This is a genomic window from Pseudomonas sp. GXM4 (assembly GCF_008923895.1).
Classification (GTDB): domain Bacteria; phylum Pseudomonadota; class Gammaproteobacteria; order Pseudomonadales; family Pseudomonadaceae; genus Aquipseudomonas; species Aquipseudomonas atacamensis.
The window spans coordinates 1-23,343 of record NZ_WBRZ01000059.1 but is presented as its reverse complement, the minus strand read 5'-3'; the positions used below and the strand labels follow the sequence as shown (position 1 = coordinate 23,343).

Annotated in this window: 23 protein-coding genes; 7 read left to right on the top strand and 16 right to left on the bottom strand. The window is 59.1% G+C overall.

The window, feature by feature from the left end; genetic code table 11:
* Window positions 1-96: 96 nt before the first annotated feature.
* Window positions 97-594 (top strand): GNAT family N-acetyltransferase, encoded by a 498-nt coding sequence (locus F8N49_RS10575; RefSeq protein ID WP_151551363.1) that lies wholly within the window; start codon window positions 97-99, stop codon window positions 592-594.
* 115 nt (window positions 595-709) lie between these two features.
* Here F8N49_RS10575 and F8N49_RS10570 read toward each other — a convergent pair whose 3' ends face one another.
* The 3 genes from F8N49_RS10570 to F8N49_RS10560 all read right to left on the bottom strand — a co-directional run bounded on the left by F8N49_RS10570 (window position 710) and on the right by F8N49_RS10560 (window position 3,248).
* A complete protein-coding gene (locus tag F8N49_RS10570; protein WP_016774669.1) occupies window positions 710-919 on the bottom strand; it encodes a hypothetical protein in 210 nt (69 codons plus the stop codon).
* A gap of 193 nt (window positions 920-1,112) precedes the next feature.
* Window positions 1,113-2,855: a phosphoethanolamine transferase CptA gene (locus tag F8N49_RS10565; protein ID WP_122746310.1), complete on the bottom strand. Its 1,743-nt coding sequence runs from the start codon at window positions 2,853-2,855 to the stop codon at window positions 1,113-1,115.
* Window positions 2,856-3,065: 210 nt separating this feature from the next.
* Window positions 3,066-3,248 (bottom strand): DUF6026 family protein, encoded by a 183-nt coding sequence (locus tag F8N49_RS10560; RefSeq protein ID WP_016774671.1) that lies wholly within the window; start codon window positions 3,246-3,248, stop codon window positions 3,066-3,068.
* Between the two features lie 275 nt (window positions 3,249-3,523).
* On the opposite strand from F8N49_RS10560, the gene gnd reads away from it, so the two are divergent.
* The 3 genes from gnd to F8N49_RS10545 are packed head-to-tail and all read left to right on the top strand — an operon-like array spanning window position 3,524 to window position 6,842.
* A complete protein-coding gene (gene gnd / locus F8N49_RS10555) occupies window positions 3,524-4,504 on the top strand; it encodes a phosphogluconate dehydrogenase (NAD(+)-dependent, decarboxylating) (protein WP_016774672.1) in 981 nt (326 codons plus the stop codon).
* Window positions 4,501-6,024, top strand: a complete 1,524-nt coding sequence (gene zwf / locus F8N49_RS10550) for a glucose-6-phosphate dehydrogenase (protein WP_122704360.1) — start codon at window positions 4,501-4,503, stop codon at window positions 6,022-6,024. The genes gnd and zwf overlap by 4 nt, the downstream gene beginning before the upstream one ends.
* Window positions 6,021-6,842: an HAD family hydrolase gene (locus tag F8N49_RS10545; protein WP_151551361.1), complete on the top strand. Its 822-nt coding sequence runs from the start codon at window positions 6,021-6,023 to the stop codon at window positions 6,840-6,842. Before zwf ends, F8N49_RS10545 begins: the two co-directional genes overlap by 4 nt.
* Window positions 6,843-6,967: 125 nt before the next feature.
* On the opposite strand, the gene nhaB is transcribed toward F8N49_RS10545, so the two are convergent.
* The 4 genes from nhaB to F8N49_RS10525 form a co-directional block, all read right to left on the bottom strand.
* A complete protein-coding gene (gene nhaB / locus F8N49_RS10540) occupies window positions 6,968-8,470 on the bottom strand; it encodes a sodium/proton antiporter NhaB (protein WP_122612227.1) in 1,503 nt (500 codons plus the stop codon).
* A 187-nt stretch (window positions 8,471-8,657) separates the two neighbouring features.
* On the bottom strand, window positions 8,658-9,584 hold the full coding sequence (locus F8N49_RS10535; RefSeq protein ID WP_071172394.1) for an Ig-like domain-containing protein: 927 nt from the start codon (window positions 9,582-9,584) through the stop codon (window positions 8,658-8,660).
* A gap of 142 nt (window positions 9,585-9,726) precedes the next feature.
* Window positions 9,727-11,016, bottom strand: coding sequence for a hypothetical protein (locus tag F8N49_RS10530; RefSeq protein ID WP_071172395.1), 1,290 nt, complete (start codon window positions 11,014-11,016; stop codon window positions 9,727-9,729).
* A 264-nt stretch (window positions 11,017-11,280) separates the two neighbouring features.
* Entirely contained in the window at window positions 11,281-11,547 is a 267-nt protein-coding gene (locus tag F8N49_RS10525; RefSeq protein WP_016774677.1) for a hypothetical protein, read from the bottom strand.
* A 513-nt stretch (window positions 11,548-12,060) separates the two neighbouring features.
* On the opposite strand from F8N49_RS10525, the gene F8N49_RS10520 reads away from it, so the two are divergent.
* The gene (locus F8N49_RS10520) at window positions 12,061-13,386 is read left to right on the top strand and encodes a sigma-54 dependent transcriptional regulator (RefSeq protein ID WP_016774678.1); all 1,326 of its coding nucleotides are present in this window, start codon (window positions 12,061-12,063) and stop codon (window positions 13,384-13,386) included.
* A gap of 85 nt (window positions 13,387-13,471) precedes the next feature.
* On the opposite strand, the gene F8N49_RS10515 is transcribed toward F8N49_RS10520, so the two are convergent.
* The 9 genes from F8N49_RS10515 to F8N49_RS10475 form a co-directional block, all read right to left on the bottom strand.
* On the bottom strand, window positions 13,472-14,788 hold the full coding sequence (locus F8N49_RS10515; RefSeq protein ID WP_110645251.1) for a hypothetical protein: 1,317 nt from the start codon (window positions 14,786-14,788) through the stop codon (window positions 13,472-13,474).
* 45 nt (window positions 14,789-14,833) lie between these two features.
* Window positions 14,834-15,580: a hypothetical protein gene (locus F8N49_RS10510; RefSeq protein ID WP_110645252.1), complete on the bottom strand. Its 747-nt coding sequence runs from the start codon at window positions 15,578-15,580 to the stop codon at window positions 14,834-14,836.
* 43 nt (window positions 15,581-15,623) lie between these two features.
* The gene (locus F8N49_RS10505; RefSeq protein WP_024012915.1) at window positions 15,624-16,304 is read right to left on the bottom strand and encodes a C39 family peptidase; all 681 of its coding nucleotides are present in this window, start codon (window positions 16,302-16,304) and stop codon (window positions 15,624-15,626) included.
* Between the two features lie 64 nt (window positions 16,305-16,368).
* Window positions 16,369-17,370, bottom strand: coding sequence for a heme utilization protein (locus tag F8N49_RS10500; protein ID WP_122507319.1), 1,002 nt, complete (start codon window positions 17,368-17,370; stop codon window positions 16,369-16,371).
* A 73-nt stretch (window positions 17,371-17,443) separates the two neighbouring features.
* Complete coding sequence (locus F8N49_RS10495; RefSeq protein WP_110645253.1) at window positions 17,444-18,016, bottom strand: adhesin; 573 nt, start codon at window positions 18,014-18,016, stop codon at window positions 17,444-17,446.
* A gap of 1 nt (window position 18,017) precedes the next feature.
* Window positions 18,018-18,467 carry a hypothetical protein gene (locus F8N49_RS10490; RefSeq protein ID WP_073474511.1) on the bottom strand — a complete coding sequence of 150 codons (450 nt, stop codon included), beginning with the start codon at window positions 18,465-18,467 and terminating at the stop codon, window positions 18,018-18,020.
* Between the two features lie 322 nt (window positions 18,468-18,789).
* Window positions 18,790-19,314 carry an AAA family ATPase gene (locus F8N49_RS10485; protein ID WP_151551359.1) on the bottom strand — a complete coding sequence of 175 codons (525 nt, stop codon included), beginning with the start codon at window positions 19,312-19,314 and terminating at the stop codon, window positions 18,790-18,792.
* Complete coding sequence (gene pnuC / locus F8N49_RS10480) at window positions 19,311-19,874, bottom strand: nicotinamide riboside transporter PnuC (RefSeq protein ID WP_110645256.1); 564 nt, start codon at window positions 19,872-19,874, stop codon at window positions 19,311-19,313. Before pnuC ends, F8N49_RS10485 begins: the two co-directional genes overlap by 4 nt.
* Before the next feature lie 354 nt (window positions 19,875-20,228).
* Window positions 20,229-21,863: a methyl-accepting chemotaxis protein gene (locus tag F8N49_RS10475; RefSeq protein ID WP_071172404.1), complete on the bottom strand. Its 1,635-nt coding sequence runs from the start codon at window positions 21,861-21,863 to the stop codon at window positions 20,229-20,231.
* A gap of 304 nt (window positions 21,864-22,167) precedes the next feature.
* Between F8N49_RS10475 and F8N49_RS10470 the strand changes: the two genes are divergently transcribed.
* Both F8N49_RS10470 and F8N49_RS10465 read left to right on the top strand, forming a co-directional pair.
* The gene (locus F8N49_RS10470; protein ID WP_016774688.1) at window positions 22,168-22,998 is read left to right on the top strand and encodes an undecaprenyl-diphosphate phosphatase; all 831 of its coding nucleotides are present in this window, start codon (window positions 22,168-22,170) and stop codon (window positions 22,996-22,998) included.
* A partial coding sequence (locus tag F8N49_RS10465) for a DUF1294 domain-containing protein (protein WP_151551357.1) occupies window positions 22,995-23,343 on the top strand: 349 nt, incomplete at its 3' end. The genes F8N49_RS10470 and F8N49_RS10465, both read left to right, overlap by 4 nt.

Sequence of the window (23,343 nt, the reverse complement as noted above, 5' to 3'; positions counted from 1 at the left end):
AAGTTGCCCTCTCCGGCGCACCCAAGCTAATGTCCCCCCTAGGCCTTCCAGCTAGCACCTTGCGCGCCGGGGCTCTTTGCTTAATCGGGGATGGAAATGGATTCCGCAGAAATACTCGTACTTCAGGCCAGCTACAGTAACCCGGTGCACGCCGAAGCCATCGGCATTGTGCTCAACCACTACGCCGAAGATCCCATGGGCGGCGGTCACCCGATCGCGCCTGAACTGCTGCAACGCCTGCCCGAAGAACTCGCCCGCCGCCCGCATGCCTTCAGCGTGCTGGCCTTCGTCGGCGGCGAACCGGCCGGGCTGGTTAACTGTTTCGAAGGCTTCTCGACCTTCGCTTGCAAACCGCTGGTCAACGTTCACGACGTCGCCGTGGTCGGCAAATTTCGCGGCCTTGGGCTCAGTCAGAAAATGCTGCAGAAGGTAGAAGAAATCGCCCGTCAGCGCGGTTGCTGCAAAATCACCCTGGAAGTGCTGGAAGGCAATGCGGTGGCGCAGGGTTCGTATCGCAAATTCGGCTTTGCACCGGGGGTGTTCAATCCGGATCACGGGCGGATGCTGTTCTGGATAAAGGACTTGCAGGCCTGAAGGCTCCTCACCGCAAATCACCAACATAAAAAAAGGCGCCCCAATGAGGGCGCCTAACTGTCATCTCCCGGGCCAGAGCGGAGCCACGGAAGGTTCATCGGTTGCTCGGTAGAACTCAGTCGCGATAAGACTCGGTCACCTGCGCCGTCTGGTCAGCAGGGACGCGGATTTCTTTCGCGCTGGCGTCGGCCTTTTGCTCGCCTTGCGCGTGCTGGACCGGGAAGTTGTCGTAGTAATAACGCATGCGTTCGGCACCGCCTTCAGCGAAGGCGCTGGTGGAACCGAGGGCGAGCAGGGTGGTGAGAATGAAGGTAGTGGTTTTCATGGTGCCTCCTACTGAACAAGTGGGAGTCGGTTCGTCCGTGAAGCAGACCGCGGAAGAGAGTCTGCGGCGCGGCCATTAACGATGGGTTAACGCGGGTTAAGGGCAAATATTTCGGGGTATTTCAGAGCGTAGTACCGTCGCAGCACGCCGATTAGCGCATACAAAAAAGGGCCCTCGCAGGCCCTTTGTCGTCTTACTTCTGCGCCACCTCTGCCGGGGCAAGCTGCTTGGGTTTCATCAAGCTGAAATCGATCAGTGAGCGTTTCGCCGTCTGATACGGATCACCAATCAACAGTTTGCGCGGCACGAAGCTGTCGCTGACCAGACTTTTGGTGCGGTCCAGTTCATCCGAGCTCAATCCGACCAGATCCGCCCAGGTGTGGATGAACTGCGAGCTACTGTACGGGCGGCTGAGGTCGCCAGCGAAGTTCCAGTCATGGTTTTGCTTCCACTTCGGCGAGGCCCAGGCCATGAACGGGATGGTGTACATCGGCGCGGTCGGTTTGTTTTCGTTGCGGCCGAGAGTGCTGTGGCCGGCCGAGTCGAAAACATCTTCGCCGTGGTCGGACAGATACAGCAAAAAGCCGTTCGGGTCGGATTTGGCGTAATCCTTGATCAGGCTAGAGACCACAAAGTCGTTGTACAGCACCGCGTTGTCGTAGCTGTTGTAGGTCGGAACCTGATCGTCGCGCACCCCGGCCGGTACGCCCTGGCGATCCTGGAACTTGTCGAACGTCGGCGGATAGCGGTACTGGTAGCTCATGTGCGTACCGAGCAGGTGCACGACGATAAGTTTGCGTTCAGCTGGATCAGTCAGGGCCTTGTTGAACGGCTCGATAACGTCACCGTCGTACTGCGCGGCGTTCTGGTTGCGGTTGTTGTTCAGGTACACCTGCTCGTCAGCCTGTTCGGAGAAGGTCGTGAGCATGGTGTTGCGCTTGGTCATGGTCTGCTGGTTGGTGATCCAGAAGGTCTTGTAACCCGCCTGTTTCATCACGCTGACCAGCGATGGCGTCGACAGGTACAGATCCGGGTTCTGCTCGTCGGCGAAGGTCAGCACTTGCTGCAGCGCTTCGATGGTGTAAGGGCGCGGGGTGATGACGTTGTCGAAAACCGCCAGTTGATCCTTGAGCTTGTCCAGTTCCGGCGTGGTGTTGCGCGGATATCCGTAAAGACTCATGCGCTGACGGTTGGTCGATTCGCCGATCACCAGCACCAAAGTCGCCGGTTGCCCGGCCGAGGCGTCCTTGAGGTTTTTCAGTGGCGGGATCTTGCTGGCACTGTCGAGCATGCCTTGCATGTCCCCCAGCGTTTCCAGATAGCGGTGATAGGCCACGGCCATCTGCCAGGGCACGGCGGGCTCGATACGGGTTTCGAATTTCTCGAAGCCTTGGGCGAAGGTGCCCATGCGCATGGTTTGCTTGACCAGCGGATAGCCGACCACGGCGACGACAATTGCCGTCGCCGCTACCAGCGCGCGACCACGCGGCATGTAAACCGGGCGCAGACGCGTCCACAAAAAGTAGGCAAACGCGGTATGGGCGAGGAACGCCGGGATCATCCACCAGGCGAAATACTGGGTCATGTACTCGCCGGCTTCCGACACGTTCGACTCGAACATGATGAAGATGACGCTCTGCGAGAATTCCTGCTGATAAATGAAGAAGTAGCCGAGGCTGGCCATCGAGCAGGCCCACAGCACCACGCCGATGATGGCGGCGAGCAGGCGGGTCTGTTTGGGGAACAGCAGCATCGGCGCCAGCCACAGCGCGCTCATCACGAAGGCCTGGCGGAATCCGGTGAAGCCGGATGTGCCGGTCAGCTGGATCAGCAGTTGGGTGATACCCGAGAAGTACCAGAAGAAAACGAACAGCCAGATAAATCCAGCCCAGTCAAAACCCGTCGCAGTCGTTTTGCTGCGTTTGAACAATGCCATTCAGTGCTCCAGCTCAATCATCAATCCCACGCCGGAACGCTTCCATGACACCGACGAACAGAGGCAGTACACGCAGGTACGGCCAGAATGGGGCGGAGTATCCCCAAGGGCATGTGAAAGATTTGTTAAGCACCGCGTTTGATGAGTATCAGGCGGTCAGAGGTGCAACGTGTCGGGAACGACGGGGGCCGTTCCCGAAGCAGGCGGGGATCAGGCGTGGGGTGCGCGCTGCACAACCGGACGCGGTTGCGGCTGCGAGCCTTGGGTCAATGCGCGCAATTGCGCCAATTCGTGCTTCAACTGGTCGCGCTCGTCTTTCAACTGGCGCAATTCATCGCGACGGATCGTAACGTAGAGAGTTTGTGGCGGCATTGCTGTGTGTACTGTGCCCATTGCTCACCTCGCAAATGGCGTGCATCAACTGTAAGTCACTCCTCGATTTGAGGCGCTTGACTTACTATCGGCGCCAATTTTGATTTCTTTTGCCCTGGAAGGGAACTTTTTTATTTTTCATGGTCGGTGTGTCTTCGGCAGGATTCGGGGCGTTATCACTCTGGATCGGGCACAATGCCCGGAAACTTCATCGCAACGCTCTGGACTAACCTCCATCAGTCGCGTTGGGCTATAACCAATGACACACATTTATTTGTAGTAAGGAGCATCAGCACATGCAACTCGGGATTATTGGACTGGGCCGCATGGGCGGCAATATTGCGCGACGTCTGATGCTCAACGGGCACACCACCGTTGTTTACGACCGCAATACCGCTTTCATCGATAACCTGGTCGCCGAGGGCTCCACTGGCGTCGCCGACTTGCCAGCGCTGGTCGCCGGCCTCGACAAGCCGCGCGCGGTCTGGGTCATGCTGCCGGCGGGCGCACCGACCGAAGACACCATCAACACTCTGAGCGAACTGCTTGAGCCCGGCGATACGATCATCGACGGCGGCAACACCAACTACAAGGACGACATTCGTCGCGCCAAGACGCTGAACGAGAAGGGCCTGCACTACATCGACGTCGGCACCTCCGGCGGCGTCTGGGGCCTGGAACGCGGCTATTGCATGATGATTGGCGGCGACGCCGAGACGGTCAAACGTCTGGATCCGCTGTTCGCCGCACTGGCGCCGGGCATGGGCGACATCCCGCGCACCAAGGATCGCAAGTCCGATGACCACCGCGCCGAGCACGGCTACATCCACGCCGGTCCCGCCGGTGCCGGGCACTTCGTGAAGATGATCCACAACGGTATCGAGTACGGCATGATGGCCGCGTTCGCCGAGGGCTTCGACATCCTCAAGACCAAATCCAGCGAGCGCCTGCCGGAAGATCAGCGTTTTGATCTGAACGTGGCCGATATCGCTGAAGTCTGGCGTCGTGGCAGCGTGGTTTCGTCGTGGCTGCTGGACCTGACTGCCGATGCGCTGGCCAGCGATCCGAAGCTCGACGGCTTCTCCGGCTCGGTCGCCGACAGCGGCGAAGGCCAATGGACCATCGAAGCGGCCATGGAGCAAGCGGTGCCGGTACCGGTGCTGTCCAACTCGCTGTTCTCCCGTTACCGCTCGCGCGGGCAGGGCACCTTTGGTGACAAGATCCTGTCGGCACAACGCTTCGGCTTCGGCGGCCACGTGGAGATTGCCAAGAAATGACCCGTACGATCCGCAGAAAATCCAAGGCAGAACCCGCACCACCGACCACGCTGTTCCTGTTCGGTGCCCACGGCGACCTGGTCAAGCGCTTGCTCATGCCAGCGCTGTACAACCTCAGTCGCGACGGCCTGCTCGACGAGAATCTGCGGATCGTCGGCGTTGATCACAACGCCATTACCGATGAAGCCTTCGCGCAAAAGCTCGAAGACTTCATCCGTACCGAAGTGGCGGCGAAGGTCGGCAAGGGCGATCAGATGCTTGATCCGGCCTTGTGGGCCAAGCTCGCCAAAGGCATCAGCTACGTCCAGGGCGATTTCCTCGACGACAGCACTTATTCAGCCCTGGCGGCGAAAATTGCCGACAGCGGCACCGGCAATGCGGTGTTCTACCTGGCCACCGCGCCGCGTTTCTTCAGTGAAGTGGTACGCCGCCTCGGCAGCGCCGGTTTGCTTGAAGAAACGCCCGAAGCGTTTAGAAGGGTGGTGATCGAGAAGCCGTTCGGCTCCGATCTGCACACTGCCGAAGCCTTGAACGCTTGCCTGCTCAAGGTCATGAGCGAAAAGCAGATCTACCGGATCGATCACTATCTGGGCAAGGAAACCGTGCAGAACATCCTGGTCAGCCGGTTCTCCAACAGCCTGTTCGAAGCGTTCTGGAACAACCATTACATCGACCACGTGCAGATCACTGCGGCGGAAACCGTCGGCGTGGAAACCCGTGGCAGTTTTTACGAACACACCGGCGCACTGCGCGACATGGTGCCCAATCACCTGTTCCAGTTGCTGGCCATGGTCGCCATGGAACCGCCGGCTGCTTTTGGCGCTGACGCGGTGCGCGGCGAGAAAGCCAAAGTGGTCGGGGCGATTCGCCCCTGGTCGACGGAGGAAGCCCGGGCCAACTCGGTGCGCGGCCAGTACAGCGCCGGCAAGCGCGATGACCAGCCATTGAAGGGTTATCGCGAAGAAGCCAACGTCTCGCCCGACAGCACCACGGAAACCTACGTGGCGCTCAAGGTGATGATCGATAACTGGCGCTGGGTCGGCGTGCCGTTCTATCTGCGCACCGGCAAGCGCATGAGCGTGCGCGACACCGAGATCGTCATCTGTTTCAAACCGGCGCCGTACGCACAGTTCCGCGACACCGAAGTCGACGAGTTGCAGCCGACTTACCTGCGTATACAGATCCAGCCAAACGAAGGCATGTGGTTCGACCTGCTGGCCAAGCGCCCGGGGCCGGCGCTGAACATGGCTAATATCGAGCTGGGTTTTGCGTATAAGGATTTCTTCGAGATGCAGCCGTCGACTGGCTACGAAACCTTGATCTACGACTGCCTGACCGGTGATCAGACCCTGTTCCAGCGTGCCGACAACATCGAGAACGGTTGGCGAGCCGTGCAGCCTTTCCTTGATGCGTGGCAGCAGGATGCCAGCGTCGAGACGTATGCGGCCGGCGAAGATGGCCCGCAAGCCGCCGAAGATCTGCTGACTCGCGATGGTCGCGTCTGGCACAGCCTGGGATGAGTGATTTGTCGAAACAACCGATACGTTTTCTGCTCAGCGACATGGACGGCACACTGTTGCTGCCTGATCACACGCTGAACCAGCGCACCATCGACGCCGTGCGTTCATTGCGCGAGGCCGGTGTGCTGTTCAGTCTCGCCACGGGGCGCCCCCCCAAAGCCATGTTGCAGCAGATCGAGGCGCTGGGCGTTGATCTGCCGACGGCGGCGTTCAATGGCGGCACCATCGTCAAACCGGACGGCACACTGTTGGCCGCGCATTATCTGCCGGCGACGACCGCGCTGATTGCTCTGGCACTGTTTGCCGATCAGCCTGAGGTGGAAATCTGGGTGTTCAGCGGCGGCGACTGGCTGCTCAAGGACCCGCACGGGCCGATGGTCCCACGTGAACAGAGCGGCCTCGGCTATCCGCCGGTGGTGGTCGAGAGTTTCGAACCGTATCTGGAGCGCATCGACAAGATCGTTGCCACCAGCAACAACACTGAGTTGCTGATTGAGCTGGAGGCGCAGCTGTTGCCCAAGGTCAACGGCATGGCGCAAGTGTCGCGCTCGCAGCCGGTGTATCTCGACGTCACCGCGCTTGAGGCTAACAAAGGCACCGCGCTGACAACCATTGCCGAATACCTCGGCGTGCCGCTGGAGCAAACCGCTGTCATCGGCGACGGCGGCAACGACCCGGCGATGTTCAAATGCGCCGGCTTGTCGATTGCCATGGGGCAGGCGGAAGAGGCGGTGAAGCACCAGGCTGATGTCGTTACAGCGCCAAACACTGAAGACGGCGTGGTCCTGGCGATCGAGAAATACATCCTCCCGCACTGACCCACTCCTACATGGGTTTTGCGGTGTTTGATCGTTCCCACGCTCTGCGTGGGAATGCAGCCCGGGCGCTCTGCGTCCCAATCAAAAGATCGCAGCCTTCGGCAGCTCCTACACATCGCTAGTCGTTATAGCCAATAGCTCACCGCATACCAGCCCAGCAGTCCCATCACCACGGTATACGGCACCGCCATCCACACCATGCGCCCGTACGACAAACGCACCAGCGGTGCAATCGCCGAGGTCAGCAGGAACAGAAACGCTGCCTGACCATTAGGGGTCGCCACGCTCGGCAGGTTGGTGCCGGTGTTGATCGCAATCGCCAACGTTTCGAAGTGCTCGCGAGTCATGTGCCCGGCAAGAAAAGCCTGTTTCACCTCAGTGATGTAAATGGTCGCGACAAATACGTTGTCGCTGATCGCCGAGAGCAGGCCATTGGCGATGAACAACATGCCCGGCTGTTGATCCATCGGCAACGCCAAGACCCACTCGATGAGTGGGACGAACAGATGCTGATCGTGAATGACTGCCACCACGGCAAAAAACACCACCAGCAGCGCGGTAAACGGCATGGCGTCCTTGAATGCGCTGCCCAGGCGATGCTCGTCGGTGATGCCGGTAAATGCAGTGATCAACACAATCACCATCAAACCGATCAGGCCGACTTCAGCCAGGTGAAACGCGAGGCAACCAATCAGAATCAGCGCCGCCGCGCCTTGCACCAGCAGCGCCGCCGTCTGACGAGGCGTGCGTTTGGCGTTGTCCTCGGCAGCGTAGTTGGCCAACACAGCGCGGACGTTGTCCGGCAGCAGCGTGCCGTATCCGAACCAGCGCAACTTCTCCAGCAGCACGCAAGTAACCAGACCCGCCACCAGTACCGGCAGCGACACCGGGGCAACTTTCTGGAAGAACTCGCCGAAATGCCAGCCCATCTCATGGCCGATCAACAGGTTCTGCGGCTCACCGACCAAGGTGCAGACGCCACCGAGCGCTGTGCCGACCGCGCCGTGCATCAACAGGCTACGCAGGAAAGCGCGGAATTGATTCAAGTCCTCATGGTGTCGCGACGGTAAATGCTCATCGTCACCGAATTCGCTGTCCTTACGTGGATCATTGCCAGACGCGACCCGGTGATACACCGAGTAAAACCCGACAGCCGCACTGATGATCACCGCCGTCACGGTCAACGCATCAAGAAACGCCGAAAGAAATGCCGACAAGAAGCAGAACATCAGCGCCAGAATCGCTTTCGAGCGCACGCCCAACAGCAGCCGCGAGAAGAGAAACAGCAGCAAATCTTTCATGAAGTAGATGCCGGCAACCATGAACATCAGCAGCAGGATCACCGGAAAGTTGTGCAGCAACTCATCGTAAAGCGCTTGCGGCGTGGTCATCTTCAACAGCAACGCTTCAATCAACAGCAGGCCGCCGGGCATCAACGGATAACACTTGAGCGCCATGGCCAGGGTGAAGATGAATTCGATCACCAGCAACCAGCCTGCGGCGACCGGGCCGATGGTGAACAGCACCACGGCATTGAGAATGAGAAAACCGACGATGGTCGCCTTGTACCAACGTGGCGATTGCCCGAGGAAGTTGTGCGCGAACGCCTGGGCGATTGAACCGGACATCGGCTGCTCCTTTTATTTAGAAGCGCGAAAGTTGCCGGATGTTTCAAGGAAGATCAAGGTTTGAGAATGCAATTGTTTGATAGCAATCAAGCGCATCCGATCCCTGGCGGTTGCTGTACAGAAGACCCGCGGCGCCGTGACGTCGTGGGTCCCTGATATTGCGGCGCGGATGCAGTGATCACGGCGCTTAGATTTCTGACGAGGTCACTCTTATAGCCCAAGGCGCAGACAGTCGGCCCGAATCGGATTTACAGCGGAAAGTGTGCACATGGTTTACGGCCAGATCCGTGATAGTTGCGCTGTAAACACCATGTTCGTCGACGACAAAATTAACAAGGTTGTTTTGGTAGTCGACAATCCATCCCGTCTCGCCAGGAATGCCCGTGCCGGTAATGGTGACGGATCTGTCAGTCGTGACGCCCTGATTACCGATCTCCTGAAACCGCTCTTGACCGAGAACAAACTTGATCGTCAACGCCGTCGGTTTGATTACCTCAACCTGCCACGAACTTGACTCGTGCCCGTTGGGGTCCCTCGCGACGAAGCGCTGAATACCCGGTTGAAGGCCTGAGACATTGGCGCTCCAATGCCCGTCGGAATCGATATTCAGAAGCCTGATTACGGTGCCGTTGTTCAAAAGCTCAACAATGCGACCCGGTATGCCTTGCCCGATGAAGTTCAGTTCGTCGTGAAATGTGCTCTGACCGTCGGGAACGATCTTTCCGTCAGGCTCGTATACCGTTTCAATTACCGGCGCGTTCAGCACATCGATGGCGACGGTGACTGTCCATTGAGGCGAAACGACGCCGTCGGCACTCCTCGCTACGTACGTATGCTGGCCCGCTTGCAAATTCGCCAGTGCCACGATGAAGTTGCCTTGGACATCAGCACTTACCACGGCAACGGGGCGCCCCGCATCCGATATATGCACAGCTTCTCCCGCAAGGCCCGAGCCGCTGATCTTCAGCTTGCTGTCATTGCTGATGCCGCCGTTCGGTATGGATTCGCCTTTACCGTTGGTGACCTCGCGTATCACGGGAGCATTGGCTGTCGCGGAGTGGGTCGTAGCAACGGCAGGCGTCAGCGGTGCAGATAACTTCTCTTGATCAGACATTCTGAAATTCCCTTTTTCGGTTGTACACGCAGCCATCTGCGCGCCCCGTTATCTGATGCCCGATGGGAGCGACCGTCTACTGTCAGAAATTACAGGTGCAGCTATATAACCGACGGACGGTAAAGGTCCGCGTGCATGCCGACTATGGATTCAGATAACGCGCAACCATTGCCCGGTAGTTGCCATCCAGCGAATAGCCACCTACCACAATCGCGCCGTCAGTTTGTACAGCCAGTGAATTGGCTGTATCGAGACTTCGCCCCAGTCGCGTGCGCAACCAACCGTGGCCCTGGCCGAACGCCGGATCGAGGCTGCCGTCAGCTTGATAACGGGCGACCATAAAGTCGGCTTCAACCCCGCCGATGGTCGCGCCTACGGCAACGATGCGGCCGTCGCTCATCAATCGGGCGGCGTTCCATTGGCATCCGCTGGGACCGATGTCCACCACCTGCGGTTGGCCATGATGACAGTGCAGGTCCGGGCGACCGTTGGCGTGCAGGACAAACGTCAGGCAGCGGATTGGATCGCGGCTGCTGCCGAAGCAGTAGAGCCTGTCGGCGGACTCGATGATCTGGCTGACCTGAGCGCTGTTGCCGTGGGCCCTGAACGCCATGAACCCGTCCACGGCAAAACGCTCGTCCAGACGCCCATCGGACTGGTAAACCGCCAGCAGCCCTTGCTGCGGAAAGTCGATGGAACCTGCGACGACAATTCGCCCATCCGCCTTCAACAGCAGGGTGCTCAGCCAGGTGTTGAGCAGCAAGTGGCGAACCATGACAAATCCGCGCCCGTTGAACGATTCGTCGAGGCTTCCATCAGGGCAGAGGCGAATCAGCATGCCGGCGTGGTCGGCGAGGCTGAAATGATGGTTGGCGATCAGCAGAATGCGACCGTCTTCCTGCACCGCGAAGTCACAGGCTTCGATACCTGGCACACCCGGCGGCAACCAGCTGTCGCGGGTGCCCATGGACAGCTCGCCGGGCAGGCGCACGAGCTGGATGCCGTCATCACCGAAAGTTCGATCTGGCTGGCCGTTGGCATCGAACAGGGCGAAGGCGGGGAGGGTGCGATGGGTGTCTTCATAATGCAGGCCGGCCAGCAGAATCTTGCCGTCAGCTAGCACCTGAACCTTGCCGGCCTTGGCTTCGAATCCTTCGACGAAACTGCCGATCACGCTGCCCTGAATGCCGAACGACAAATCCGCCGAACCATCACCCAGCAGCCGTGCCAGGCCAAAACGACTTCCCTTGGATGTACCGACCTTGGCGGCGACCAGAATCCGACCCTGCGCATCGAGCGCGACATGTTGCGTCTGGCTGGACAGGCTACCGCCAAAGTACACCTGCGCAACACCGCCGATGGCGAAGGTCGAGTCGAGCGAACCGGGGTTGTTCCATACCGTGGGCAACGCATAAGTGTTCAGGGTCGACATGCACGCGTCTCCTTGCGAGTAGCCGATATCCCAGTGATTGGGAGGCTGACTGCACGAGCGAAACATTCAATCCCTGAACCGCGAGAAGTACAACTGGACGAATCAACAGAACGACGGTCGCACTGTGCCAGAACAGTGTCTTGCTGAACCAGTCGCAAGCGAGCCAAGCAATTTGGATGAAACAGCGCAGTAATTAATGTGCTTATTCGACTTTGCATACAACAAAGGCGGATGAATTTAACGTCATCCGCCTTTGTTCGATTATCAGTGTGGCATCGACCACGATTGCAACTTGTGGCCGTCTTCGCTCAGTTCGGCGCGGGCCTGCTGCAGCAGTTGTTCGAGTTGCGCCGGGTCAGAGTAGGCGCTGCTCGGGATCTGTTTGCGACCGATGTGGGAGTTGGTGCGGTCGACGACGGTCAGGCTCAGTTCGCCATTGCCGTCTTGTGGCGCCCAGGCCACGCACTGGAAAGGCTTGAAGGCGTGGTTGGCAATCAAAAGTGCTTCGTTGATACGTAGCGGGGCAGTCATGGGGTCTTCTCTCTATTCGCGCCCAATCAAATGATGAGCCGTCGGTTGGGCTTACCGTGCGGCGGGTTACTTGTACTGATGCACGCAACCGGGGGGTGGGTCACACTTGAAACAAAGAAATTTCAGGTTCTTTACATAACGTAAGTTCGTTTCGTTAATCCTCCATCTGTCCGAACACCGCGCTGAGTTCACCCCTCTCCCCAAGGAAAGGGGGCCGAGTTGTGGGCTTTTTTCAAACTCGAGTTCGGCTTGGTCTTTCAGATCGGCGTACCTCGCGCAAGCACCTCGGTCAGTTCCCTCTCCCTTGGGAGAGGGGCTAGGTTGAGGGGCCGCTCTTTGACTCACCGAAATAGTCGATAGCTAACTAACAACCAACTTTCTTATAACTCTTTTAATACGAGCCCTATAAGCAATCGGTACAAGCCCCCGTCAAAATCTTGCTAGTGTTACAACCGGGTCTGCCAAATGACTGTTTTTACGATCATTTATCAAATTTGGCGCCAAGGAACAGTCATGAGCGAAGCGCCTGCGTCGAGACGTTTACTGGTGGTCGATCCCTGCGACGACTGCCATCGCCTGTTGCCCGGATTGCGCGCCGTGGGTTGGGATGTCGACAGCTGTAATCTGGAGAACGCCGCATCCCGCGCCTGTGACGTCGGCCTGCTGCGCTTGCAGCCTTACCACCTGGAACGTCCAGAAGCGGTCAAAGAACTGATCAGCCGCAGCGGCACCGAATGGATTGCCGTGCTCAATCAGGAAGTCCTGCGTTTACAGAACGTCGGTGACTTCGTTTGTGAATGGTTCTTCGACTTCCACACCTTGCCCTTCGATGTCTCCCGCGTCCAGGTCACCCTCGGCCGCGCCTTCGGCATGGCGCGCCTGCGCGGGCAGGGCACGATTCATGTCGATCAACCGGAGCACGAACTGCTCGGCGACAGCAAGCCGATCCGCGAACTGCGCAAACTGCTGAGCAAACTTGCCCCGACCGAATCGCCCGTGCTGATTCGCGGTGAAAGTGGCACCGGCAAAGAGCTGGTCGCGCGCACCCTGCATCGACAATCCCAGCGTCACAACAAACCGTTTGTAGCGATCAACTGCGGGGCGATTCCAGAGCATTTGATCCAGTCAGAATTGTTCGGCCACGAGAAAGGCGCGTTCACCGGCGCACACCAGCGCAAGGTCGGACGCATCGAAGCGGCCAATGGCGGTACGTTGTTTCTCGACGAAATCGGCGACTTGCCGCTGGAACTGCAGGCCAATCTCCTGCGGTTTCTGCAGGAAAAGCACATCGAGCGGGTTGGCGGCAGTCAGCCGATTCCGGTAGACGTTCGCGTTCTGGCCGCAACCCACGTTGACCTGGAAGCGGCGATCGAGAAGAAGCGCTTTCGTGAAGACCTTTATTACCGGCTCAATGTCCTGCAAGTGGTCACCGCACCGCTACGCGAGCGCCATGGCGATCTGTCGATGCTGGCCAATCATTTTTCGCACTTCTACAGCCACGAAACCGGGCGGCGGCCACGCAGCTTCAGCGAAGATGCATTGATTGCCATGGGCAAGCATGACTGGCCGGGTAACGTGCGCGAGCTGGCGAACCGGGTACGGCGGGGGCTGGTGTTGGCGGAGGGACGGCAGATCGAGGCAAGGGATTTAGGGTTGATCAGCCAACACTCGATCGCCACGCCGATGGGCACGCTGGAGGATTACAAGACCCGAGCGGAACGGCAGGCGTTGTGTGATGTGTTGAATCGGCATAGTGATAATTTGAGTGTGGCTGCGAAAGTGTTAGGGGTTTCGCGGCCTACTTTTTATCGGTTGTTGCATAAACATCAGATTCGTTAATTAGCTGAAGATCAAAGGATCGCAGCCTTCGGTAGCGCCTACACGGAACAATGTAGGCACTGCCAAAGGCTGCGATCTTTTGCTTTTAGAAGTAATACGGGAATTTCAGGCTGAACGAAAAGTCCGGCGCATCATCGGTCATGCCGATCGACAAGTTCGGCACGATCGTCAGATTGTCGGTTGCAGCAATGGTCATGCCGACGTTGAAGTAACCGGCGTTGGCATCACTGGACACCACCGATTCCCAATCGCCGCCGTCCTGTTTCAGCTTGCTTTTGCGTTGCACCAGGTCGGAGACCGAGAACGACATACTCATCTTCTCGTTAAGCGCGAAGGCGATACCGGCGCCGATCTGGAAGCTGTCGCCGATGCGCACTTTGCCCGGGTTTTTCTGATTGACCGTAGAGCTGATGTCGTCAAACGACTCCTCGAGGTTGTGGGTGTAGGAGAGGCTGCCGAACAGCACCGCCGGGTCGAACGTCTTGACCAGCGAGATACCCGGCGTGATCGACCAGACGCCGTTGCCGGTGGGCAGGGTGTCGGGGACGAACAGGTTGGAGTTGGCGTCGGTCTGGCGCAGTTTGATGCCGAACGGGTCTTTGCCGGTCGGCGCCTTGACGCGCAAGGTGACGACGGCGTCCGGGGTGTTGACCGATTCGTCGAGGAACTTGTAGGCGATACCGAAGTTGACGTCGCCGATGGTTGGATCCTTGGTCACGGTTTCTTCGGTTGTTACGCCAGCCGCGCCCTCGTTGCCGCCGCCGGATTGATACGTCGACTCGCGATAGATCACCGGCACGTTCAGGTCGAACTGCCAGCGGTTATCGAAGTTGTAGCGGCCGGTGAGGTCCAGGGTCCAGGTGTCGGCCTTGATCCGGTCGAGGTTGATGTTGCCGAGGAAAATCGAATCCAGCGCAAGGAAACCGTTGAGGATCAACTGACGGGTGTCGTAGCGCGAATAGGTAAGGCCGGTTTCCACGCTGAACTTGCCGCCGCCAAAGAAACCGCTGGCTTCGTCATACAGGTTGGAAACGCTCTGCGCCGGTTGTGAATCATCGGCCAGCGATTGGCCGTAGGAAGCGCCACTGCCCCCGGCGGCGCCTCCCGATGCAGCGGCCGCACCGGTGCCTGTGGCGGCTCCGGCGGCGACGCGATTGCCTTTCATGTCGGACGGCGATTTGGCCAGCCGTTTTGGCGGTGGGGCAGAGGGTGTCTCTTCTACCTGGCGGACCCGTTGTTCAAGTACCGCCAGCGCTTGTTGTTGTTGTTCGTATCGTTGTCTCAGTTCCAGAAGTTCCCGTTTCAGGGCTTCTACATCGGCGTCGGGTGCTGCTTGCAGCATTGCCGCCGGGAGAAGGGTACTCAAACACACTGCGGCACGCAGTGATACTGATCGATACATGAATAAGCCGTCCCTTTAAGCCCAATGATCGAGACTCAGCGTAGTTCAATATCCGATATTGCGTAGGGCCCCGAGTTGGGTCAGGTTGCAATCCAGTGCACCGGCGCTTCTGCCGTTATTGTTAAGTACGACGTTGAGTTGCGTAAGGTTGTTGACCACGTTGGCGCTGCCCAGCAATCGGGTGTTCTGCAGCAGCCCGCCCTGGGCGACCTGTTGCAGTGCCGTGCCCTGGTTGCCGCTGGCCTGAATGGCCATTTGCACGCCACCGCCATTGGCCGAAACCGCGACACTGCCGGCGCCGTTGCTGCCGCTGATGGTCTGCCCGGCGATGAGGGCCTGGCCTTGCGACGGCACCAGTGCCGGCGCCTGACTGGCTTCGCTGACGTTGATCGCGACGTTGTTGCTGGCGGTGTTGCCATCGCCGGCGGCGCGTACGCTTTGCGTCACACCCTGGCTGCTGTTGAGGCCGGCGCCGCCGATGACAGTGCCGGTGCCTGATGTGAGAGCGCTGCCATTGCCCGACTCCTTGATGGTCGAGACGTAGAATTCCGGTTTGACGGTTGCGGCCTGGATCTGCATCGAGGTCGCGGCCCCGATCAAGTCGCCGCTGGCGTTGCGCCAGGTGCTGCTCATGACAATGCCGAAGCTGATGATCCGCCCCGGCATGACGTAACGACCGCGCAGCTCGGCGAGCTCCTGGTCCTTGATTTCGATGGGTTTGAATCCGGCATGGGCTAAACCTGACGCACTCGCTGCCAGGCAGGCGGCGGCCAGCCAGTATGAGCTTTTCATCTGCTGCTCCCGGGACATCCAGTCCCATTCTCTAACTCGGCGATTAAAAGAAGTCGCTCTGAATGAACCCGAAATCCATCAATTCCGCATCTTTGACCGGGTTGAAACTGTCCAGCGAGTTCTTCGCCGTCAGCGGCACGGGAGGGCTGCGCAAGGCGTTGGCCTTGTCGTAACCGGGGCCGACGATGGCAAAGACAATGCCGTTCCAACCTTTGACAAAGTCGTCGTGCTTGTAGCGCTTGTGGCCGAGAACCGGGTCACCGATGTAGACCCAATCCTTGTCCGAGCGCTGCAGGACGACGAAATGCTTGTAGCCACGAATGTCCATCAGAACTACCACCGGAATGGTCACCGCTTCGAGTTTCTCGGGCGGGATCCGGTAGCCACGGGCGCGCATGCCGATGCTTTCTACGTAGCGCTTCATGTCGAGCATGGAGAAACCCTGGGTTCGCACCAGGTCCTGGTCAGCGTTGACCAGCATGCCTTTGATGATGTGCTCCTCATCGACGTCGAGCCAATAAGCCTGGCGCAGGACCGTTGCCAGTGCAGCAGCGCCGCAGCTGAAATCGGTTTTCTGTTCGACGATGTCGGCAAACTTGCGCTCACGAATACTTTGCACGTCCTTGTAGACCAGCACGCCACCCGGCAGGGCAGCCACGGGCATCTGGGCCGCCTGAGTCAGGCCGCACAGACAAAGCAGAGCGAGGAGGGCAGGAGTCCGCATGATCGAATACGCCTTGTGGAACCGAGGAAAAGCCCCGTTGCCGGGGCTTTCGTTTCGATCGCGATTACATGCAGGCTTTGCAACCTGCGGCGATGGACAGCGAGTTGCTTTGTTGGTTGCCCACACCCGCCGAGACGTTGGCTCCGCCGTTGCCGGAGAAGTTGTTCATCGAGTTGGTCATGTTGGCGTTATTGACGACAGGGGTTTTCCAGCCATCTTTGGTCAACACTTGTTGGGTGGTGACGCCAGCGAGGCCAAAACTGCCCACGGCTTCGAACTTGGCTTTCTGATCATCGTTGCCGCCGTGGCCGCCGCCACGGTTGCCCCAACCGCCATGGTCGTTGTCGTCTTCGATGGTCGCAGTGCCTTTGGCTTTGAACACGCCAGCGGCTGCATAAGTACCGGTGAGGGTGTCGGTTTTGTAAGCCTGCACGCCTTTGTTTTCCACGACCAGGCCAGTCGAGGACTGGTTGGCAGAGGCAGCGGCCTGCGCTACACGACCACCGGAAACGGCGATGGCGAGGTTGTTTTTCTGTTGGTTGAAGTTGCCCGAGCTCACGTTGATGCCGATGTTGCCGGAACCATTGTTGCCTGCATTGCTGAGCGTGGCGTTGTTGAAGGTGGACGAGTTTTTCACGTAGTTGTTGTTGTTCACCTGAGTCGCGCTCGAAGCGGCAACAGCATTGCCGAAGATGAAGCTTTCGTCAGCGGTGGCCAGCGCAGCAGCGTTGTCCTGCTGGTTGCCGTCGCCGGCGGCGACGTTGGCGCCCATGTTGCCGTTGGAGCCGTTGAGCGAGTCGCTGGCATTGGCGTTGTTCAGGGTGCCCTGGTTTTTCACCACGTTGCCGTCGCTGTTTTGTGCGTCGAGTACAGCGGCGCCGGCGCCTGCGGTGATCTGCAGCAGTTGTTCAAGATTCGGACCTTGTGGCTGGCCGTGACCGTTGCCATGTCCATTGCCGTGCCCGTTACCATGATCATTGTCACCACGGCCGCCAGCCTGTGCTGCCATTGCCATCACTGCTGCGAGTGCGAAAACCAGTGGTTTGAGAGCCATTGTAGGTTTCATGGTTGTTTCTCCGTCGTGCTTATTAGTTGGTTAAGTGTTGGGACTTTTCTAATTGCACTGCTTTTTGTTTGGGTCAGTCTGCGACCCGGATGCTCAGGGTGTTAGCCATGCGGTTCCCCACCCCGGCACTCTGGTTCACCTGGATTACCCCTCGGCTGCCGGTGAAGGCCTGATCACTTGTCGTGACCTGGCGACTGCCGATTGAGGTACCAGTTGCTCCTGAGCTCGGTAAAAACGCCACGTTCTGTTGCGAAAGGGCGCTGTCGTCAACGCTCTGCGGGCCGGCACTGATGCTGACGCGCGTAACGTTGGCCATTTGATTGTTGGCACCGGCGCCCTGGTTCACACCGAGGATGCCGTTGCCATTGCTGAAAGAGTTGCCGCCAATGTTGGCGCTCGCGTCGATGGCGCGGCTGGCGGGCGTGTCGATGGTCTGCCTGACGTTGGTGGTGGCATGGGCTTCGGTGCCGATGGCAATCGCTTTGGTGTTGGCTTGTTGCATCTGGTCACCGGCGGCCTGGTTGACGTTGAAGTTGCCGCGATACTGCGCGCCTGAATCCTGGATAGTTGCCTTGTTCACTGAAGAAGAATCGGCCATGGCGCTGGTGCAGCCGAGCAGGGCGAGAAGCAGCAGGGTGCGATTCATGTCATTGGCCTCCGGCCATGCGAGTCAGAGGCGCCAGGCCGGTGCTCATCGCCCGGTTGACGGTGTTGGAGATCGAAGCACCAGAACCGCCGCCGCTACCCGTGCGCATACCGGGCAGGCCGTTCTGGTTGGTCAGGGTGTTCATGCCGGGCAGGTTGGAACTGGGCGTGGTCATGTTGCCGCGAATCGATGAGCCGCTGGCGACACTGGCGAAATCACCGTCAGTCAGTTCGGTACTGCTGAGGGTCTGGTTGATCCGCGCCGAAGGGTTGGCGTTGACCGTGGTCGGATAGGGGTCTTTGCCGCCATTGCGACCGATCGCGATGGGTTGAACGTCGCGGTTGAGGACGATCACTCCATTGCCTTCGGCCTGGGCGCTGGCACTGATCAATGCGCTGGCGGCTGATCCGATCAGCAGGAGGCAGGTCAGGCTTTTATTGAAATTCCCCACGGCTGCAATTCCTTCTTCAGTGGGCTGGGTTATTCAGCGTTGTGAAGGAGAGAGCGAAAGCTGTGCCGGTTTTGAATTATCGCGTTATTTCAATGGGTTAGGTGTTTTTGAGAATTGCTCAGTGCGGGCACTGTTTCAGCGCTGAGACACATGCAGGGGCGCTTGAACGATGCTTGACGTTGGAAAGCTCTGGAACAAGGGTTTGCGCCGATGTGTTTCATCGGCGTAACAGGTGACGTGGCGGAGTGATGAACAGCGTTTGGACGGGGGCTTTGCGCGGTGAGGAGTGTTTCAAAAACGGACAGGTTCGTCCCAACGCGGCTCACCTGGACAGTAAAAGCTCGACCGCCGCAAAGGCTTGAGCTTGGCGTTCGGCCCAATCGCCCTCGATAACTTGCAATGGCTGTTGATGCTCAATCAACCAGGCGCGGGTGGCTTCGAAAAAGGCCATGCGATCCGCAAGATCCGGTTGGCAGCGCTGGCCGTCTTCGGCCCAGTCGACTTGTTGCGGCGACAGCAGCAGGTGCAGGTCGTAATGGCGCGTGAGCAGTTCTTTTTCCAGCCAGTTCGGGCAATCGCCGAACAGGGTCTGGCTCCAGAGGATGTTGCTGAGCAGATGGGTGTCGAGAATCAGCAGTTCGGGTTGTTTCGCCCGCGCCTGATCTTCCCATTGCAACTGGCCCCTGGCGATATCAGGGATATCCGCGAGGCAAGTGTCGCGCGGGTTGTCTTCGATGAACCGCCGAACATATTCATCAACGCGCACGCCGCCGAAACGCTGCTCAAGGCCTGCCGCCAGCCAACTCTTGCCGGTGGATTCCGGGCCGGTGAGAACAACGACTTTCATGTGCGCAACGCCGGATCGGCACGCCATTCCCGCCAGCCTTGCACCGCGAGCAAGGTAAACAGCGCATACAGGCCAGCAGTCAGATAGAGGCCTTTATAGATGAACAGGCCGACAAAGATCACATCGAGGACGAACCACAACGCCCAGCATTGCAGGCGTTTTTGCGCCATCCACAGTTGCGCCACCAGACTGAAACCGGTGAGCGCGGCATCGAGCCACGGCTGTGCGGCGTCGGTCCAGTGCGCCATCGCCGCGCCCAGCAACACACTGCCGATCGCCCCAACGCCGAGGCCGAGCACCATTGAGCGTGGGTCGAGGCGGGTAACCTGGCGACCGTCATGCAGCGTCCCGGCGCGGGTCCATTGCCACCAGCCGTAGATTTGCAGCGCGGCATAGATCACTTGCAGCAACATGTCCGAATACAGCTTCACCTCAAAGAAGATCCAGCTGTAGAGCAACACCATGACCAGCCCGATCGGCCAGCACCACGGATTCTGCTTGACCGTCAGCCACACGGCGATGACACCGAGGGCAGCGGCAAACAGTTCAAGCCCGGACATGGCGGATCCTTGGGGGAGTTGAGAAGGGGGCGGATTGTACTGCATTAGTCAGGTCAAAAGCCCCTCACCCTAACCCTCTCCCAGAGGGAGAGGGAACTGATCGCGTTGTTTGGTCGAGGTACGCCGACCTGGAATATCGCGTCGAACGCAGATCATGAAAAGCGCAGTGATCTGCGATCAAAAGCCCCTCACCCTAACCCTCTCCCGGAGGGAGAGGGAACTGACCGCGTTGTTTGGTCGAGGTACGCTGACCTGGAATATCGCGTCGAACGCAGATCATGAAAAGCGCAGTGATCTGCTCCCTCTCCTCGGGGAGAGGGCTGGGGTGAGGGGTGGGCTCACCTCGGTGACCGGTCAGACCCGGAACTGGCGCAGCAACCCGTTGAGCTGTTCGCTCAGTTGCCCAAGCCGTAGGCTGGCCGCGCTCGACTGCTCAGCCGCCAACGCGGTGCTATGGGAAAGCCCGGCCGCCTGGGTGACGTTCTGGTTGATGTCCTCAACCACCTGCGCCTGTTGCAAGGTAGCGCTGGCAATCGACGCATTCAGACCGTTGAGATTACGCAACGCCTGGCCAATCGCATTAAGGCTCGCCCCGGCCAGTCCCGCCTGTTCAATGGTCAATTGCGAGGCCTTGCTGCTGTCGCCGATCACCTTCACCGCAGCCTCCGAATGATTCTGAAGACGCTCGATCATCGACTGAATCTCCGCCGTCGATTTCTGCGTACGCTGGGCCAGCAAGCGCACCTCATCGGCCACCACGGCAAACCCGCGACCCTGTTCTCCCGCGCGCGCCGCTTCAATCGCCGCGTTCAAGGCCAGCAGGTTGGTCTGCTCGGCAATCGAGCGAATCACTTCCAGCACGCTGCCAATCTGCGTGCTCTCCGCCGCCAGGGTGCGGATCACTTCCACCGCCTGATCGATCGTGCCGGAGAGCTTGTCGATCTGTTGCAGGCTGCCGTCAATGTTGATCTGCCCCTGTTGCGCCTGCGCTTCGGCATCACGCATTTCTGCGGCGGCGTGTTCGGCGTTTTTCGCCACGTCCTGCACGCCGTAGGTGACTTCGTTGATCGCCGTGGCCACCAATTCCATCTGCTGCGATTGCTGCTGACTGCGCTGCTGCGCCTGCGAGGCATCGTTGCCCAGCTCGCTGGAAGACTGCCCCAGAGCGCTGGCCGAGACCTGCAGATCACCAATCACTCGGCGCAGCTTGGCGGTGAAGGCATTGAAGTGATGGGCCAGTTCGGTGACTTCATCCTTGCCGTGGGTATCAAGGCTGCGGGTCAGGTCGCTTTCGCCACTGGCGATGTTGGCCATCGCATTCACGGTTTCCTGCAACGGACGGACAATGCTGCGTGCGATCAGGATCACCAGCAGCGCCATGATCAGCGCAATCGCCAGGCCGATCGCCGACGCCTTGATCATTTGTCCTTGGAATTCTGCCTGCACATCGTCGACGTAAACGCCGGAACCAATTACCCAGCCCCACGGCTCAAACAGCTTCACATATGAGGTCTTCGCAACGGGATCAGTCGCCCCCGGTTTCGGCCAGCGATAATTGACCATGCCCGCGCCTTTGGCCTTGGCGATGGCGACCATCTCGTTGAACACCGCAAAGCCGTCCGGGTCGCGGATCGCCGAAAGATTCTGGCCTTCGAGCTTGGGATTGGTCGGGTGCATGACCATCACGGGCGTGAGGTCGTTGATCCAGAAGTAGTCGCTCTGGTCATAGCGCAGGCCACGGATCGCGGTCAGCGCCTGCTTTTGCGCGGCATCCCTGGTCAGGGTGCCGGCGGTTTCCAGGCCGTGGTAATAAGTCAGCAGGCCACTGGCGGTCTGCACCACGTGCTGGGTTTTCTGCGCCTTGGCGTGGTAGAGGTCGTCATGGATCTGCTTGAGCATCAGCACGCCCAAGGTCAGCAACATGACCACCGCCACGATCAAGATGAGCCACAAGCGTCGGCTGATCGACACACTGCGCAAGCTGTTCATAACGCTGTCACTCCGGATTCTTGTTCTTGTAATAAACGATCGCCAGCATCCAGCCACCGCTGTGGGCTCGCGATTGTGCGACTTGAGCCGCCTAACGCGGGGAGCGCTATTAAGGCTTGTCTGTTAGGATTTCGGCCCCGCGCGCGAAAACCTGAATCCGGTTTTGATATTTCACGGAATTTTTACCGTTTCGTGTGGATCCTGTGCGCGCGCAATCGCTACAGCTTTTACCGGCTACGCTGGACGCAGTGAACGAAAAAATACTATCGGGGCATGCCCGCGTGCATCGCTCTTTGGGGGATTGATGGATCTTTGGACCGCCTTGCAGGCACTGATTCTAGGAGTTGTAGAAGGGCTGACGGAGTTTTTGCCCATTTCGAGTACCGGACACCAGATCATCGTCGCCGACTTGCTGAACTTCGGCGGCGAGCGGGCCATGGCGTTCAACATCATCATCCAGCTCGGCGCGATCCTCGCCGTGGTCTGGGAATTTCGCCGCAAGATCCTCGACGTGGTGATCGGCCTGCCGACCCAGCCGAGCGCACGGCGTTTCACCGCCAACCTGCTGATCGCCTTTCTCCCGGCGGTGGTACTGGGGGTGATCTTTGCCGATCTGATTCACGAATACCTGTTCAACCCGATCACCGTGGCGGCAGCGCTGGTCATCGGCGGGATCATCATGTTGTGGGCCGAACAGCGCCAGCATGAAGTGCATGCGGAAACCGTCGACGAGATTCGCTGGACCGACGCGCTGAAAATCGGCTTCGCGCAATGCCTGGCGATGATTCCCGGCACCTCGCGTTCTGGCTCGACGATTATTGGCGGCTTGCTGTTCGGCCTGTCGCGCAAGACGGCCACCGAGTTCTCGTTCTTCCTCGCCATGCCAACCATGGTCGGTGCGGCGGTGTATTCGGGTTACAAATACCGCGATCTGTTTGTGCCGGCGGATTTCCCGGTGTTCGCCATTGGTTTTGTCACGGCGTTCATCTTTGCCATGATCGCTGTACGCGGCCTGCTCAAGTTCATCGGTAGCCACAGCTACGCAGCGTTCGCCTGGTACCGGATTGCCTTCGGCCTGTTCATTCTGGCGACCTGGCAGTTCGGCTGGGTGGACTGGTCGGCGGCCAAGGCATGAACGATTCCCGCACGCGCCGCCCTGAGGGGCGACCTTCAGGCGGGCGCGTTCAGCATCTGAAATTGAAGCTTGTTGTGTTGCTGATCGTCTGCGCGCTGCCGCTGTTCGGCTCGCTGTCGATGTGGCTCAGCGGCATCTCGCGGGTGCCGCTGGCGGCGTACGGGATTGTCAGTGTGCTGGCGTTCTTTCTGTACTGGGCCGACAAACGCAAGGCCCGCGCCGATGCCTGGCGCACCCCGGAAAACATCCTGCATGCGGTAGAACTGGCGGGTGGCTGGCCGGGTGCTTTGATCGCGCAGCAGGTATTCCGGCACAAAACGCGCAAGGTGTCGTTTCAGATTCTGT